The sequence below is a fragment of the Enterobacter cloacae complex sp. 2022EL-00981 genome (genome assembly GCF_028737495.1).
GTDB lineage: Bacteria > Pseudomonadota > Gammaproteobacteria > Enterobacterales > Enterobacteriaceae > Enterobacter > Enterobacter cloacae.
Map to the genome: position 1 here is coordinate 36,522 of NZ_JAQZRK010000024.1, position 15,443 is coordinate 51,964.

The window sequence follows — 15,443 nt, forward strand, 5'->3', positions numbered from 1 at the left end:
TGTTTTTTAGTGAAATGGAAAGAGTAAACAATGCAGCAGTTACAGAACGTTATTGAGTCCGCTTTTGAGCGTCGCGCCGAGATTACCCCGGCAAATGTGGATACCGTTACCCGCGAAGCGGTTAATCAGGTGATTTCTCTGCTGGATTCCGGCGCGCTGCGTGTAGCAGAAAAAATCGACGGTCAGTGGGTCACTCATCAATGGCTGAAGAAAGCCGTGCTGCTCTCTTTCCGTATCAACGATAACCAGGTTATCGACGGAGCTGAAAGCCGCTACTTCGATAAAGTGCCAATGAAATTCGCTGATTACGACGAAGCGCGTTTCCAGAAAGAAGGCTTCCGCGTAGTGCCACCTGCTGCGGTGCGTCAGGGCGCGTTCATCGCCCGTAACACCGTACTGATGCCGTCCTACGTAAACATCGGTGCCTATGTAGACGAAGGCACCATGGTGGACACCTGGGCAACCGTGGGCTCCTGCGCGCAGATCGGTAAAAACGTTCACCTGTCCGGCGGCGTCGGCATTGGTGGCGTACTGGAACCCCTGCAGGCTAACCCAACCATCATCGAAGACAACTGCTTCATCGGCGCGCGCTCTGAAGTGGTAGAAGGCGTGATCGTTGAAGAAGGTTCAGTAATCTCTATGGGCGTTTACATCGGTCAGAGCACCCGTATTTACGACCGTGAAACCGGCGAAATCCATTACGGCCGCGTTCCGGCGGGCTCCGTGGTGGTTTCCGGCAACCTGCCGTCTAAAGATGGTAAGTACAGCCTGTACTGTGCGGTTATCGTGAAGAAAGTGGACGCGAAAACCCGCGGTAAAGTGGGCATCAACGAATTGCTGCGCACCATCGATTAATCGGATATAACAAAAAGCGGGGGCAACCCCGCTTTTTTCATATCTGAGGGTGGCGAAAATAGATTTTTTCGTTAATTATTCAAAGGTTATGTTGAGATCAAGGGTACCGCTATGTACGATAATCTGAAAAGTCTGGGCATTACCAATCCTGATGAAATTGATCGTTACAGCCTTCGCCAGGAAGCCAACAACGATATTTTAAAAATCTATTTTCACAAGGACAAAGGAGAGTTTTTCGCCAAGAGCGTGAAGTTCAAATACCCACGCCAGCGTAAGACCGTCGTCGCAGACGGTGTAGGACAGGGATATAAAGAGGTTCAGGAAATCAGCCCTAACCTGCGCTATGTGATCGATGAACTCGATCAGATCTGCCAGCGCGACCGTACCGAAGTCGATCTCAAGCGTAAGATCCTTGACGATCTGCGTCACCTTGAAAGCGTTGTGACTAATAAGATCAGCGAGATTGAAGCGGATCTTGAGAAATTAACGCGTAACAAATAAGTTGGGTGCGGCCTGATGCCCTCACCCCGGCCCTCTCCCACAGGGAGAGGGAGAAAACCATCATGTAGGCCGGGTAAGGCGAAGCCGCCACCCGGCAAACAGCATCATCGCTGTTCATCCAGCTGCAACGCCACATACAGCAGCAGTCTGTCGTCAAAACTTCCCAGATCCAGCCCTGTCAGCTCCGAAATCCGGTTGAGCCGATACTCCAGCGTGTTGCGGTGAATGAACAGCGCTTTCGACGTCGCCAGCGGCTGCACGTTATGCCGGAACCACGCCTGTAGCGTCCGGCGCAGCAGACCATTGTTGTCCATCGCTTTCAGACGCGCGAGCGGACGCGCCAGCTCATTGGCCTGCCAGCCACCGCGCAGGCTGTCGAGCAGTACCGGCAGCATCAGATCCTGATAAAAATAGCTGCGGCTTTCCGGCATTCGCTGTTTACCCACCATCATCGTGGTACGCGCCGTACGCCATGAGCGGGCGATACTGCCAGGCCCGGTAAAGTAATTCCCCAGGGCGACGCGAAAACGCAGCTGACCATTCTCTTTCATACGGGAAATTAACTGCTCCACACGACGACGGTGATCTTCCGCATCCCAGCGACCGAACGCGTTAAGCGCCGGCTTGAGCACCACCATTTCCGTCAGGGATACAATCGCCACCAGGTTGTCGCGCTCCGGCGTTGCCAGCGCGTTTTGTAGCTGCTGCAATTCAGCCATCGCGCTATCGACCCCCAGCTGGCCGCTATCCACCTCAATCACCGCCACGACGCGTGGTTGGTTCAGGTCAATACCCAGACGCTGCGCCCACTCGCTCAGCGCAGGCGTATGCTCCTCTGCCTGAATCAGGTTCATCACCAGCTCTTCGCGCAGACGGCTGTCCTGGGCCAGCAGGTGCATCAGGCGCGACTGCTCCAGCATCATCTCCGCCGTCATGCAGACCAGCTCGCCATATTTACGCAGTGATTCGGGTTCACCGGTCAGGCCTATTACGCCAACAATTTCCCCTTCAAGGCGCAGCGGTAAATTGATGCCCTGACGGACGCCGTGCAGGTGTTTCGCCACGGCATCATCGATATCCACGACCCGCCCCTGGGAAAGCACCAGCAGTGCACCTTCGTGCAATTCCCCAATACGCTCGCGATCGCCGCTGCCAATAATGCGCCCGCGGGCATCCATTACGTTGATATTGGTATCGATGATGCGCATGGTGCGCGCCACGATATCCTGCGCCATTTTGGTATCAAGATGCCAGCCAGCCATGTAACCCTCCTGTGAGCAGAGCTCAAGCATAGGGGAGTTCGGCTACGGTCGCATTGTGCGAATGCACAAAATCAGGCAGTGAAGTATGGACTTGTGGGAAGGGTCACAGAAACAAAAAAGCCCCTGCTTACATCACGCAGGGGCTTACGAGAATTATTGCATCAGAAGGTAGATAGAAGTATCACCACGCTGAATATTCAGCGCCAGCACGGATGGTTTGCTGTCGAGAATTTTACGCAGTTCAGCGATGTTTTTCACTGGCTGCTGGTTAGCACCCATGATCACATCACCTTTTTTCAGGCCGATACGGGCTGCCGGGGAATTCGCTTTCACGTTATTCACCACCACGCCTTTATCTGCACCTTTGTTGCTCATCTCCGCCCCTTCAATACCGCTGAAGATGGTGCTGGAATCAACCTGATTCTGACTGCTCTGCTGCAGCTCCAGACTCACGTTAACCGCCTTACCGTCACGCAGCAGGCCAAGGGTGACTTTGCTGCCAATTGGCATTGAGCCCACTTCGGCACGCAGGGCGGCAAAGCTGCTGATCGGTTTACCGTTCAGGGAGGTGATCACATCCCCGGCTTTAATCCCCGCTTTTGCTGCGGAGGAGTTCGGCATAACCTGGCTCACGAACGCGCCGCGCTGGGCGTCAACTTTCATCGCTTTCGCCAGCTCAGAGTTCAGCTCGGTACCCATGATACCCAGCTCACCGCGTTTCACCTGGCCGTACTGCACCATCTGCGCGGTCAGGTTTTTCACCATGTTACTTGGGATAGCAAAACCGATACCGATGTTGCCGCCGTCCGGTGCCAGGATGGCAGTGTTAATACCAATCAGCTCACCGTTCAGGTTCACCAGCGCACCGCCGGAGTTACCGCGGTTGATCGCCGCATCCGTCTGGATGAAGTTTTCATAGTTCTCCGCGTTCAGGCCGCTACGGCCCAGCGCCGAAACAATCCCCGAGGTCACGGTTTCGCCCAGACCGAACGGGTTACCGATGGCCACGGTGTAGTCACCGACACGCAGCGCGTCGGAGTCGGCAATTTTAATCGCCGTCAGGTTTTTAGGATCCTGAATCTGGATCAGTGCGATATCAGAGCGTGGGTCCTTGCCCACCACTTTAGCGTCAAATTTACGCCCGTCGCTCAGCTGAACCTTAATGCTGTTGGCGTTATCCACCACGTGGTTGTTGGTAACGACATACCCTTTCGCGGCATCAATAATAACCCCCGAGCCAAGCGCCATGAATTTCTGCTGCTGGCCGCCGCCCTGGCCGTCATCCCCTGCGCCACCGCCCTGACAGAACGGAGAACTCTGGAATGGCGAACCGTCCTGGCAGAACGGCGAGTTATCGCCGAAGAACTGCTGGAAGTTACGCGGCATACGCGGCGTATTGACGGTCGTGCTGCCCTCAACGTTAATACTCACCACCGATGGCATCACTTTTTCGAGCATCGGTGCCAGGCTTGGCATCTGCTGCGCGGTTGCTGCCGATGACGCGGTCTCGGCTGCAGTAGCAGTCAGAGGAGACAGCGCTAAACCTAAACTCAGAGCCAGTGCACTCATTGCTAATGTGGTTTTTTTCATGTTTCTCAATCTCGATTTACAGATAACGCAAAATTGCTGTGTAACTCAGATTCGTTTTATACCGCTTAGTTCCGGCGATAAGTTTATGGAAAAAGTAAAAATTTATTGGTCGTCTTTACAAAACTCCGGGATTATTCCACCGCCATCAGCTTGCGGTACTCATCCCAGGCATACAAATCGGTCATTCCGCTGATATAGTCCTGGATGAGACGACAGCGATAATAATATTCGAGCACCGGCCACTGCGGTGAGTGGCGATCCAGTTTGCCGATGGCTTCAACGTAAGCCAGACGATGACGGATAGAAAGTTTCTGATAAAGCCGGGACTCAATCGGTATTCGTCGCACGCGCTCTTGTTCCACCAGCTCGCTGAATTCATCGACCGACAATTGCAGCAGAGGGCGATATATTTCCAGTAAGCCGCTGATTACCCGGTATCCCTGCAGCTCTAACTGTTCAACATCCGGGTGGCTGAATACATGACGCATCGCGACATGTTTATATAACTCAAGCAACTGGCTGAAGCTGCTGTCATCCTCCAGCAAGGCATGATTGAACTCGCCGCTAAAAATCATCGGCAAATTATCAATAAAGCGCGAGGCGGCGTAAGGCACCAGTTTATTTAATGTATTGACCCGCAAATACATAAAGAACTGATCTTCGGTGCTCCGGCTTAATGTATTTGCACGCGATTTTTCCCAGGCATTTTCGACCACCTGGGCAAACAGCGAACCTTTTTCATGTTTCCCCCATGCATCATAAAGATGCTGATAAAGCTCCTCGACGCTAAATATTCTTTTTTCAACCGCGTCTTCCAGGTCAGCAACGCAATAGGAGATGTCATCGGCGGCTTCCATAATCCACGTCAACGGGAAGCGGCCATTTGCAGTCAATGAAAGTTCTTTACGTAACCGCTCAATATAGGCCTCTTCGGAGAGGTAATAGCCCGGCTTTTTCATCAGATAGCTGTGCGAAGCGGGCGTTTCGCCCATCCACCAGGCGGGACGGGTATATTTGAGGATGCATCCCACCTGTGCCCAGGTCAGATTCATGCGCATCAGGGAGTGCACCAGCCGTATCCCCTGCGCATTGCCTTCAAAATGACAGAGATCCTGACGCACTTTACGACGCAGATCGTTTAGCCCGTCTTCGCCTTCACGCAGACGTAAATCCCGCACCACGCAGCGGTCATCACTGAGCGGCTGGCTGACGGCATCCGACGGGAAGAGTCGCTGCCTGAACCAGTCGTTGATCGCCGCCTCGCCAAAGTGACCAAACGGGGGATTGCCGATGTCGTGCATCAGGCAGGCCATCTCAACAATACTCTCAAAGGGCCCGGTCAACTCATCCAGACCGTAGGTTTCCAGCAAGCGCTGCTCTTTGAGACGGCTTAAAATCTCTTTGGCAATGTAGCGCCCCACCTGCTGAACTTCCATTGAGTGGGTAAGGCGTGTGCGTACGGCAGCGTTACGCTCAAGCGGAAACACCTGGGTCTTTTGCTGCAGACGACGAATGGCAGGCGAGTTAATGATCCGCCCGCGATCGCTTTCGAAGATACGCAGGATCTCATGTTCGCTCTTTTCACCCTGCGGCGAACGGAAACGTCGGTGCCAGTTAATTTTGGTGCGAAAATCGATCTGTGACATGTGCTCCCCCGCGTGAGAATGCGTTTCCCCTTAAGCGCATGATAGACTATGCATCTTAACAAGGCACATCGCGAGTAAATCTATGAAAATCGGCATTATTGGTGCAATGGAAGAAGAAGTTACGCTGCTGCGTGACAAAATTGAGAACCGTCAGACTCTCTCTCTGGGGGGTTGTGAGATCTATACCGGTCAACTGAACGGTGTTGACGTGGCTCTGCTGAAATCAGGCATCGGTAAGGTTGCTGCTGCGCTGGGCGCAACGCTGTTGCTTGAGCGCTGCAAGCCAGACGTGATCGTTAACACCGGCTCTGCAGGCGGTCTGGCACCGACCCTGAAAGTGGGTGATATCGTCGTCTCCGATGAAGCGCGTTACCACGATGCAGACGTTACCGCATTCGGCTACGAATACGGTCAGCTTCCAGGTTGCCCGGCCGGCTTTAAGGCCGACGATAAGCTGGTTGCGGCGGCAGAAGAGTGCATTGCTGAACTGAACCTCAACGCCGTACGCGGCCTGATTGTGAGCGGTGATGCCTTCATCAATGGCTCCGTCGGCCTGGCAAAAATCCGTCACAACTTCCCGCAGGCTATCGCCGTTGAGATGGAAGCGACCGCGATTGCCCACGTTTGCCATAATTTCAACGTCCCGTTCGTGGTGGTCCGCGCCATATCTGACGTGGCCGATCAGCAGTCTCATATCAGCTTCGACGAATTCCTGGTTGTCGCGGCAAAACAGTCCACCGTGATGGTGGAGAGCCTTGTGCAGAAACTGGCTCGTGGCTAAACATGCCATCAGGGCGCTGGTCGCCCTGCTTCTGCTCGCACCGGCCTGGCTCTGCGCCGCGCCGCGTGTGATTACCCTCTCCCCCGCTAACACCGAACTGGCGTTTGCCGCCGGTATCACCCCCGTTGGTGTAAGCAGCTTTTCCAATTACCCACCGCAGGCCGCGCATATTGAACAGGTCGCAACCTGGCAAGGGATGAACCTTGAGCGCATCGTGGCGCTTAAGCCCGATCTCGTGCTCGCCTGGCGTGGCGGCAATGCAGAGCGGCAGGTTAATCAACTGACGTCGCTTGGGATAAAAGTCATGTGGGTGGATGCCGTGAGCATTGAGCAGGTCGCTCAGGCGTTACGCGCTCTGGCGCCCTACAGCCCAACCCCGGCTAAAGCCGAGGATGCGGCAAAACAACTGCTCAGCGACTATGCGGCACTCAAAGCAAAATACGATACCCCCGTTAAAAAGCGCATCTTTTTGCAGTTTGGCAGCCAGCCGCTGTTCACCACCGGGAAAGGCTCCATTCAGAATCAGGTCCTGGAAGTGTGCGGCGGAGAAAATATCTTTGCGGCCAGCCGGATACCGTGGCCTCAGGTCAGCCGGGAACAGGTTCTTGCTCGCCGACCACAGGCGATCGTTGTGGTCGGAAATGCGAGCGAGATTCCTAAAATTGAACAATTCTGGCAAAGCCAGCTAAAAATTCCGGTGATCCCTCTCACCAGCGACTGGTTTGAACGCGCCAGCCCGCGTATTATCCTCGCCGCAAAACAACTCTGTGCCGCTCTGGCCGAGAGTCATTAACATAAGACCCCCTTCGAGGATTTAACGATGCTCGTTTATTGGCTGGATATTCTTGGCACAGCCGTTTTTGCTATCTCCGGCGTCCTGCTCGCCGGAAAGCTGCGCATGGATCCGTTTGGCGTGCTGGTGCTTGGCGTGGTGACCGCCGTAGGCGGTGGAACGATCCGAGATATGGCGCTGGATAATGGCCCGGTATTTTGGGTGAAAGATCCCACCGATCTGGTGGTGGCGATGGTCACCTGCCTGTTAACCATCGTGCTGGTTCGCCAGCCCCGCCGCTTACCAAAATGGATCCTCCCGGTGCTGGATGCCGTCGGGCTGGCTGTGTTTGTCGGCATTGGGGTGAATAAAGCCTTTAATGCGGGTACAGGGCCCATGGTTGCCATCTGCATGGGCGTGCTGACTGGCGTAGGCGGCGGGATTATTCGCGATATTCTGGCACGAGAAGTGCCGATGATCCTGCGTACCGAAATCTATGCTACGGCCTGCATTATTGGCGGGATTGTACACGCCACGGCGTACTATACCTTTGCGATACCGCTGGAAAATTCAGCCATGCTGGGAATGGTGGTGACGCTGGCGATACGTCTGGCGGCGATACGCTGGCACCTTAAATTGCCGACGTTCGCGCTGGATGAGAATGGAAGATAAACGCAAAACGGTAACCGCAAGGTTACCGTTTTTAATCTTTTCTCCCTCTCCCTGTGGGCTGAGGAATCCCCACTAATTTTTTATTAGTGGTTTCAGAGGATTAGAATGAATATTTTGCGAGCAGTTAGATTCACTCAGCTCGTAGACAGACAGAAAACGCTCATAAATGTGCATCTTCTGTCGAGTTATCGGTTGTTTTTAGCTCCATTTTTGAACAATAAACAACCATTTATCCATATCTAATTTTCTGGGGATTCCTCAGCCCTGTGGGAGAGGGCCGGGGTGAGGGCATCAGCCCGCCCCCGCTTAAATACTGAACGAAGACCCACACCCGCAGGTGCTGGTGGCATTTGGGTTCGTCACCACAAAGCGTGAACCTTCCAGACCTTCTGTGTAATCTACCGAACCGCCCACCAGATATTGCAGGCTCATCGGGTCAACCACCAGCGCGACGCCCTGTTTCTCGATAGTCATATCGCCGTCGTTAACCTGGTCGTCAAAGGTAAAACCATACTGGAAGCCGCTGCAGCCGCCACCGGTAATATAGACACGCAGTTTCAGATCCGGATTGTCTTCGTCGGCAATCAGGGTTTTCACTTTGTTGGCTGCTGCTTCGGTAAACTCCAGCGGCAACGCTACGTCATCACTCATCTTATGCTCCCATGAATACTGCTACTGCAATTGGGTAAAATTCACCCAATTCTTTTTGTCATTATCTAATACCCTGGTAATTCATTCAAGTATTCTGCATTGCGGCCCGTTCTGCCTCCTGCTTCGCCAGGGTGCGTGCAAGAATGGTGGAGTATAGCGGTTTTCCACCCAGGAATTGGGCTAATAGTGTCGCGCCGAGACAGGTAATGATCATTGGCAAAATGAGCTGGTAATTATCCGTCATCTCCAGCACCAGCACGATGCCGGTGAGCGGCGCGCGCAGGGAGGCCGCCAGCAGCGCTCCCATCCCGGCAACGGCAAAGGTACCCGCATCCAGATGGTATGCCGGAAAACCGACCTCAGCGGCCATGCCAAAGGCAGTACCAAGCAGCGTTCCCAGCGCCAGCATCGGAGCAAAGATACCGCCGGGCGCACCGGAGGAAAAACAGAGCACCGTCGTGATGACGCGAGAAATAAACATAAACAGAAGCAGACCCACGCTGAAGTTGCCCGCAGCTGCAATCGGGATCAGCCCGAACCCGCCCCCCGCCGCGTTCGGTTCAATGAACCCCAGCACGCCGCACAGGCCGCCCAGCAGACCGCCCATCAACACCCACTTCGTGGTATTCCCGCCGTGGATGCGCTGGAACATATCCTGCATACGCAGAATAAAAGTGTTAAACAGCGGGCCGACAATGCCGAATATCATGCCGAGGATCAGGTACAGCCACAGCGTGTTGACCGGCGCATTGGTCAGTTTGCCCACTTCGATCACCGGGCTTTCGCCATTGAAAATGCGAAACACAATGCTCGACATGATCACACCGGTAAAGACCGCTTTGATCGAGATAAGGTTGTAACGGAACTGGGCGCGCATCTCTTCGATGATAAACAGGATCCCCGCCAGCGGCGCGTTAAACGCCGCCGAAAGCCCCGCTGCGGCACCTGTCGCCAGCAGCGTATGGCGCGCTTCCGCGCTGCGCATCCGGAACAGATCCCCCACCATGCGCCCGACGTTCCCGCCCAACTGCACGGTTGGCCCCTCTCGGCCCAGTACCATACCCGCACCAAGCGTTCCCATGCCGCCGATAAACTTCACCGGGATGACGCGCCACCAGCGCACCGGGCGCAGCTCTTCCAGCGCGCCTTCAATTTCAGGGATCCCGGAACCGCCCGCTTCCGGCGCAAATTTACGCACCAGAAAGTAGCCCACCATGGCAAATAGCGCGGACAACCCGAACGCCCAGACCCAGACCAGCCATCCTTTGTCGGCGAAACCGGCCACAGTACCAATACGCCAGTTCAGCACCGCATTGACTGCCTTTTCAAAGGCGACCCCCGCCAGCCCGGCGAGCGTACCGACTACAGCGGCGGCCAGTAAAATTGCCAGCGGTGTCTTATCGCGGTTAAGCAAGCGCCGGATACTGATCCGGTGTTGCGCGCGCCGGAACTGTTGTTCTTCAAAAGAGGGAGAGTCTGCTTTCATTACCATGTCTTTTCGTCATACAAATCGCCGCAGGGATTTTACCAGAGTGCGTCAGGTCGTCCCGTGAAAAATACTTAAAAATTGTTTAGCAATGAAAGGGGGCAAAAATTTCATTACCTTCCGCGGATCACTTAGAATAGTGTGCTTAATCATTTTATACGAACCAGGAACGACGCCATGAGCAAGTCTGAAAACCTCTACAGTGCAGCCCGCGAGCTTATCCCGGGCGGCGTGAACTCGCCTGTTCGCGCCTTTACCGGCGTAGGCGGAACGCCGCTGTTTATTGAACGTGCTGATGGCGCGTACCTGTTTGATGTCGACGGCAAGGCCTATATCGATTACGTCGGCTCCTGGGGCCCGATGGTGCTGGGTCACAACCACCCTGCCATCCGCAATGCGGTGATTGAAGCGGCCCAGCGCGGCCTGAGCTTCGGCGCGCCTACCGAGATGGAAGTCAAAATGGCGGAGCTGGTGACCGAGCTGGTGCCAACCATGGACATGGTGCGTATGGTGAACTCCGGTACCGAAGCCACCATGAGCGCTATTCGTCTGGCGCGCGGCTTTACCGGTCGCGACAAAATCATCAAGTTTGAAGGCTGCTACCACGGCCATGCGGACTGCCTGCTGGTGAAAGCGGGTTCCGGCGCACTGACCCTTGGTCAGCCAAACTCCCCGGGCGTACCGGCTGATTTCGCGAAACACACCCTCACCTGCACCTATAACGATCTGAACACCGTTCGTGCGGCATTCGAGCAGTATCCACAGGAGATCGCCTGCATCATCGTTGAACCGGTTGCAGGCAACATGAACTGCATTCCACCGCAGCCCGATTTCCTGCCTGGCCTGCGCGCCCTGTGCGATGAGTTTGGCGCGCTGCTGATTATCGACGAAGTGATGACCGGTTTCCGCGTCGCGCTCGCGGGTGCCCAGTCTTATTACGGCGTAGAGCCGGATCTGACCTGTCTCGGCAAAATCATCGGCGGCGGTATGCCGGTGGGCGCATTCGGGGGGCGCAAGGATGTGATGGAAGCCCTGGCACCAACGGGGCCGGTTTACCAGGCGGGTACGCTCTCCGGTAACCCGATTGCCATGGCGGCGGGCTTCGCCTGCCTGACAGAAGTCTCCCAGCCGGGCATTCACGAAACCCTGACTGAGCGTACGACGCAGCTGGCAAATGGTCTGCTGGAAGCGGCTGAAGAGGCGGGTATTCCGCTGGTGGTAAACCACATGGGCGGGATGTTCGGGATCTTCTTCACGGAAGCCCAAGCCGTGACAAGCTATCAGGACGTGGTGAAGTGCGACGTTGAACGCTTCAAGCGTTTTTTCCACCTGATGCTGGAAGAAGGCGTCTACCTGGCACCGTCTGCTTTTGAAGCTGGCTTTATGTCCGTGGCGCACAGCGAAGAGGATATCAATAACACCATCGACGCGGCGCGTAAGGTGTTTGCGAAGTTGTAAGCACGTGCGGCGTGGTGCCCTCACCCCGTCCCTCTCCCACCGGGAGAGGGAGCAAACCCTAAAACGTCAATCTTAGGATTGACGTTTACTTTTATTACCGACTCTGCTTTCTCAACAGATAAATAAAATACGGCGCGCCGATAAAGGTCGACAGCAAACCCGCCGGGATCTGATACGGGAACAGCACCATTCTTCCGCACCAGTCCGCCACCACCAGCATCACCCCGCCCGTCAGGGCAGACATCACGATATGCGGCATCGTCCGACGGAATCCCATCATTCTGGCGATATGCGGCGCCATCAACCCAACAAAACTCAGTGGACCAATGGTCATGGTGGCCGTGGCCGTCAGGCACGCCGCCAGCAGTAACAGCGCGACGCGCGTTGGCGTTAACGCCATGCCGACCGCACGTGCGGTTTCACCCCCCAGCGGCAGGATCGTCATCCAGCGGCGGCACAGGGGCACAATCGCCAGCAGCACGATCATTACGATCCCGGAATGCACCACCTGACTGCCGGTGGCGTTGTACGTTGAGCCGGAGATCCAGGTCAGGATCTTCGCCATCCGCGGATCGCCGCTCGCCTGCAGCATCATCAGCAGCATGGTAAAGGCGGTGCTGAGCGCCATCCCGGCCAGCAGCATCCGGTGAGGCGAAAACCCGCCGCGGCCTGACGCAATCAGAATGATCATCAGCGTCACCGCCGCCCCGATGCTTCCGGCAGGCATCAGCCAGCCAAAGGCATTTCCCGGCACAAGGAACAGCATCAGCACCACGCCAAACGCGGCTCCCGAACTGATACCCAGCACTTCCGGGCTGGCCATCGGATTGCCGGTCAGGCGCTGGATAATACAGCCCGCGACCGCCAGCATCACCCCGGCAATCAACGCCGAGAGGATCCGCGGCCAGCGCCACTGCAGCAGTTCCTGGAGCAAATCGCCCGTTGCCCAGTGCCAACCCGTCGCATCGCGCCCGAAAGCAAGCGCCACAAACGAGACGATGATCAGCACCGCCAGCCCGGCGAGGCTGAACCACAGCACCGACTGACGCTCGGCATAAACTTTATCCCCCGCGTCCATCGCGGGAGCGCTCATGCTGCGCAGACGTGGCAACAGCCACAGCAACAGCGGCGCGCCAACCAGTGCCGTTACCGACCCGGTAGAGACTTCCATCCAGACGCGCGCCAGCCAGAGAATGATTTGATCGGAAAGCCAGAGGATCAGCGCTCCAATTAGCGGGGCCAGCAGCAGTCGCGCCAGCAGGCGACGCGCACCGAGCATTTTTGCCAGCAGCGGGGCAAACAGCCCGATAAAGCCGATAATCCCAACCGCATTAACCAGCAATGCGCTGAGGACAATCGCCAGCGTCAGCGCCGCCAGACGTGCCAGGGAGAGCGCCAGCCCCAGATTGCGGGCTACGCCGTCATCCAGCCCCATCAGCGTCAGCGGACGTAACAACAGCAGCGTCAACATGGCGCCGCCAACAAGCTGCGGCCACAGGCGCTGCACAATACTCCAGTCGGTCTGGGTCAGCGTGCCGGTACTCCACAGGAACATGCTTTGCAGCTGATCGTGATGAAACAGCACCAGCAGCTGGTTGATTGCCCCACAGTAGAGGCTCACCACCAACCCTGCGAGGATCAGCGTCACTGGCGAGAGGCGTTTCCCCCACGCCACGCCGAAGACCAGCGCGCCTACCACGCACGCGCCTGCAAGCGCGGCAAACTGCGAGGTTAACGCGCCAGGCAGTGCCCACAGCGTGGTCACCGTGATTCCAAGCTGGGCACCGGTCGCGACGCCAAGCGTTGTAGGCTCGGCCAGCGGGTTACGCAAAACCTGCTGGAACAGGACGCCCACCAGCCCTAACCCGGCCCCGACCAGCAGCGAAATCGCCAGACGCGGCAGCAGGCTGTAGTGGAACAGCATTTGCTGAATATTATCGATATCCGGCGCAGCCAGGGCCGCGCCCCACTGCCCGCGCGGTAAGGCGGTCGAGAGGTTAAACCAGGTCAAAGCCAGCGCGGTCAGGAAAATCAGAGCCAGCAACAGCGCCGGGAAACGGGCAATACGCGTACTCATGCTTTTCCCCCCAGCGCGTTATCCAGCACCCGGGCGAAGTGCATGGCCGACAGCGTCGCGCCGTAGAACCAGACCGCCGGTGCACGCGTAAAGCGTTGCTCACGCACGAACGGCATCGCCTGCCACAGTGGTGTCGCCATCAGCGCCTGCATTTCACGCTCGTTGCCGTGATCGAAGCACAGCACGTCCACATCGCGGAACGCCGCCAGACGGTCGATACCGACGGCGGTGCTGCCCCAGAAGGTCATCTCCCCTTCCCAGGCATTAGGAATGCCAAAGCTATCGAGCACTTCCTGGAACAGACAGTTTTTGCCGAAGACCAGCATATGGCGCGCATCCAGCAGCGTCACCATCAGCAGCGGGCGGTCTCCGCGATGGGCAAAACGCGGCTTCAGGGCGTCAATCAGAGCATCAAACTCTGCGAAATGTTGTTTGGCTTCCGCCTCACGGTTGAGGAAATGCGCCATCTCGTTGATGGATTTTTTCGCCATCGTCAGCGGTTTTTTACCGTCACTGAAGGAGAACCCCCGCCCAGGCGCAATACGCGCCATTGTCTCTTCTGACGGGCCATAACCCGCGGACCAGAACAGAAATGACGGCTTCATCTGCGTCAGCAGCTCAAGATTAGGCTCCGTACGCAGACCAATATCAATGACCGAATCGGGTAGCGCCGGCTCGTTCACCCACAGCCGATAGTTGGGAATATCGGCCACGCCATACGGCGTGACGCCCAGCGCCATCATCAGTTCAACAGGCAGCCACTCCAGCGCCACAATACGGTGTGGATCGACGGCAGCAGCCCGCGCGAGGTTCATCTTTAACAGCAGCGGTGAAAGTGCCATGGCCGTCAGCAGGCGACGGCGGCTCAACAAGGTAGAATTCAGCATCAGTAAACAAAGCTCACCGGAGCAGCCCCGCCAGGATGAGGCAGGATCCCCATAGGAATACCGTAGATGTGTTCCAGCGTTTCGCTCCGCATCAGTTCAGACGGCGAACCCTCGGCAATCATCTCCCCGCCGCGAAGGGCGACAAGATAATCGCAGTAGCGCGCCGCCATGTTGATATCGTGCAGCACCGCAATAACCGTCAGGCCACGCTGCTGGCTCAGGCGATGAACCAGCGCGAGAACATCAACCTGGTGAGCAATATCCAGTGCGGAAGTGGGTTCGTCGAGCAGCAGGCAGCGGCTGTCCTGCGCGACCAGCATCGCAATCCACGCGCGCTGACGTTCGCCCCCGGAAAGGCTGTCGACCAGACGGTGCGCCAGCGGCTTTAATCCCACCAGCGCAATCGCCTCTTCCACTTTCTCTCTGTCGGCGACACCGAAGCGCCCGAGTGCGCCATGCCACGGATAACGCCCGATCGCCACCAGCTCACGCACCGTCATCCCTTCTGCCTGAGGCAATTGCTGCGGCAGATAGGCGACTTTGCGCGCAAAGGCTTTACTGCTCCAGCTCTCCAGAGGCTGTTCGTCCAGCAAAATATCCCCTTCAGAAGGCGGCTGATGACGGCCCAGCATTTTAAGTAACGTCGATTTACCGGAACCATTGTGACCAATCAAGCCGGTAACTTTACCTGCGGGGAACGTCAACGAGAGCGGATGCAGCAAGGTGCGCCCGGGAACACGAAAGGAGAGTTGATTGAGCGTAAAGGTGGTATCGGATTGCGTTTTATTATCCTGCATATCAGCCA

14 protein-coding genes are annotated in these 15,443 nt (G+C 56.4%); 6 read left to right on the plus strand and 8 right to left on the minus strand.

Annotation, left to right across the window (positions count from 1 at the left end; translation table 11 throughout):
* Positions 1-30: 30 nt before the first annotated feature.
* Both dapD and PUZ33_RS18390 read left to right on the plus strand, forming a co-directional pair.
* Positions 31-855 carry a 2,3,4,5-tetrahydropyridine-2,6-dicarboxylate N-succinyltransferase gene (gene dapD, locus PUZ33_RS18385; protein ID WP_013095650.1) on the plus strand — a complete coding sequence of 275 codons (825 nt, stop codon included), beginning with the start codon at positions 31-33 and terminating at the stop codon, positions 853-855.
* Between the two features lie 111 nt (positions 856-966).
* Entirely contained in the window at positions 967-1,356 is a 390-nt protein-coding gene (locus tag PUZ33_RS18390) for a DUF3461 family protein (RefSeq protein ID WP_008501916.1), read from the plus strand.
* Between the two features lie 104 nt (positions 1,357-1,460).
* Here PUZ33_RS18390 and cdaR read toward each other — a convergent pair whose 3' ends face one another.
* The 3 genes from cdaR to dgt form a co-directional block, all read right to left on the minus strand.
* Positions 1,461-2,618: a DNA-binding transcriptional regulator CdaR gene (cdaR, locus tag PUZ33_RS18395; protein ID WP_013095649.1), complete on the minus strand. Its 1,158-nt coding sequence runs from the start codon at positions 2,616-2,618 to the stop codon at positions 1,461-1,463.
* A 153-nt stretch (positions 2,619-2,771) separates the two neighbouring features.
* Positions 2,772-4,208: a serine endoprotease DegP gene (gene degP, locus PUZ33_RS18400; RefSeq protein WP_013095648.1), complete on the minus strand. Its 1,437-nt coding sequence runs from the start codon at positions 4,206-4,208 to the stop codon at positions 2,772-2,774.
* Positions 4,209-4,339: 131 nt separating this feature from the next.
* Positions 4,340-5,854, minus strand: coding sequence for a dGTPase (gene dgt, locus PUZ33_RS18405; protein WP_058680733.1), 1,515 nt, complete (start codon positions 5,852-5,854; stop codon positions 4,340-4,342).
* A gap of 82 nt (positions 5,855-5,936) precedes the next feature.
* Here dgt and mtnN point away from each other — a divergent pair, with 82 nt between their 5' ends.
* From mtnN to PUZ33_RS18420, 3 genes are read left to right on the plus strand one after another with little or no spacing between them, the layout of a single operon-like run.
* Positions 5,937-6,635, plus strand: a complete 699-nt coding sequence (mtnN, locus tag PUZ33_RS18410; RefSeq protein WP_013095646.1) for a 5'-methylthioadenosine/S-adenosylhomocysteine nucleosidase — start codon at positions 5,937-5,939, stop codon at positions 6,633-6,635.
* Positions 6,628-7,428 (plus strand): vitamin B12 ABC transporter substrate-binding protein BtuF, encoded by an 801-nt coding sequence (gene btuF, locus PUZ33_RS18415; RefSeq protein WP_023620756.1) that lies wholly within the window; start codon positions 6,628-6,630, stop codon positions 7,426-7,428. The genes mtnN and btuF overlap by 8 nt, the downstream gene beginning before the upstream one ends.
* A gap of 27 nt (positions 7,429-7,455) precedes the next feature.
* A complete protein-coding gene (locus PUZ33_RS18420) occupies positions 7,456-8,079 on the plus strand; it encodes a TRIC cation channel family protein (RefSeq protein ID WP_013095644.1) in 624 nt (207 codons plus the stop codon).
* 306 nt (positions 8,080-8,385) lie between these two features.
* On the opposite strand, the gene erpA is transcribed toward PUZ33_RS18420, so the two are convergent.
* Both erpA and clcA read right to left on the minus strand, forming a co-directional pair.
* A complete protein-coding gene (gene erpA / locus PUZ33_RS18425; protein ID WP_013095643.1) occupies positions 8,386-8,730 on the minus strand; it encodes an iron-sulfur cluster insertion protein ErpA in 345 nt (114 codons plus the stop codon).
* Between the two features lie 85 nt (positions 8,731-8,815).
* Complete coding sequence (clcA, locus tag PUZ33_RS18430; protein ID WP_038418710.1) at positions 8,816-10,216, minus strand: H(+)/Cl(-) exchange transporter ClcA; 1,401 nt, start codon at positions 10,214-10,216, stop codon at positions 8,816-8,818.
* A 177-nt stretch (positions 10,217-10,393) separates the two neighbouring features.
* On the opposite strand from clcA, the gene hemL reads away from it, so the two are divergent.
* Entirely contained in the window at positions 10,394-11,674 is a 1,281-nt protein-coding gene (gene hemL, locus PUZ33_RS18435) for a glutamate-1-semialdehyde 2,1-aminomutase (protein ID WP_058680732.1), read from the plus strand.
* Between the two features lie 94 nt (positions 11,675-11,768).
* On the opposite strand, the gene fhuB is transcribed toward hemL, so the two are convergent.
* Genes fhuB through fhuC form a run of 3 tightly spaced genes read right to left on the minus strand, consistent with a single transcriptional unit; the run spans position 11,769 to position 15,435 of the window.
* Entirely contained in the window at positions 11,769-13,751 is a 1,983-nt protein-coding gene (gene fhuB / locus PUZ33_RS18440) for a Fe(3+)-hydroxamate ABC transporter permease FhuB (protein WP_013095640.1), read from the minus strand.
* Entirely contained in the window at positions 13,748-14,638 is an 891-nt protein-coding gene (gene fhuD, locus PUZ33_RS18445; protein WP_058679361.1) for a Fe(3+)-hydroxamate ABC transporter substrate-binding protein FhuD, read from the minus strand. Before fhuD ends, fhuB begins: the two co-directional genes overlap by 4 nt.
* Positions 14,638-15,435, minus strand: a complete 798-nt coding sequence (fhuC, locus tag PUZ33_RS18450) for a Fe3+-hydroxamate ABC transporter ATP-binding protein FhuC (RefSeq protein ID WP_023620747.1) — start codon at positions 15,433-15,435, stop codon at positions 14,638-14,640. Before fhuC ends, fhuD begins: the two co-directional genes overlap by 1 nt.
* Positions 15,436-15,443 lie beyond the last annotated feature (8 nt).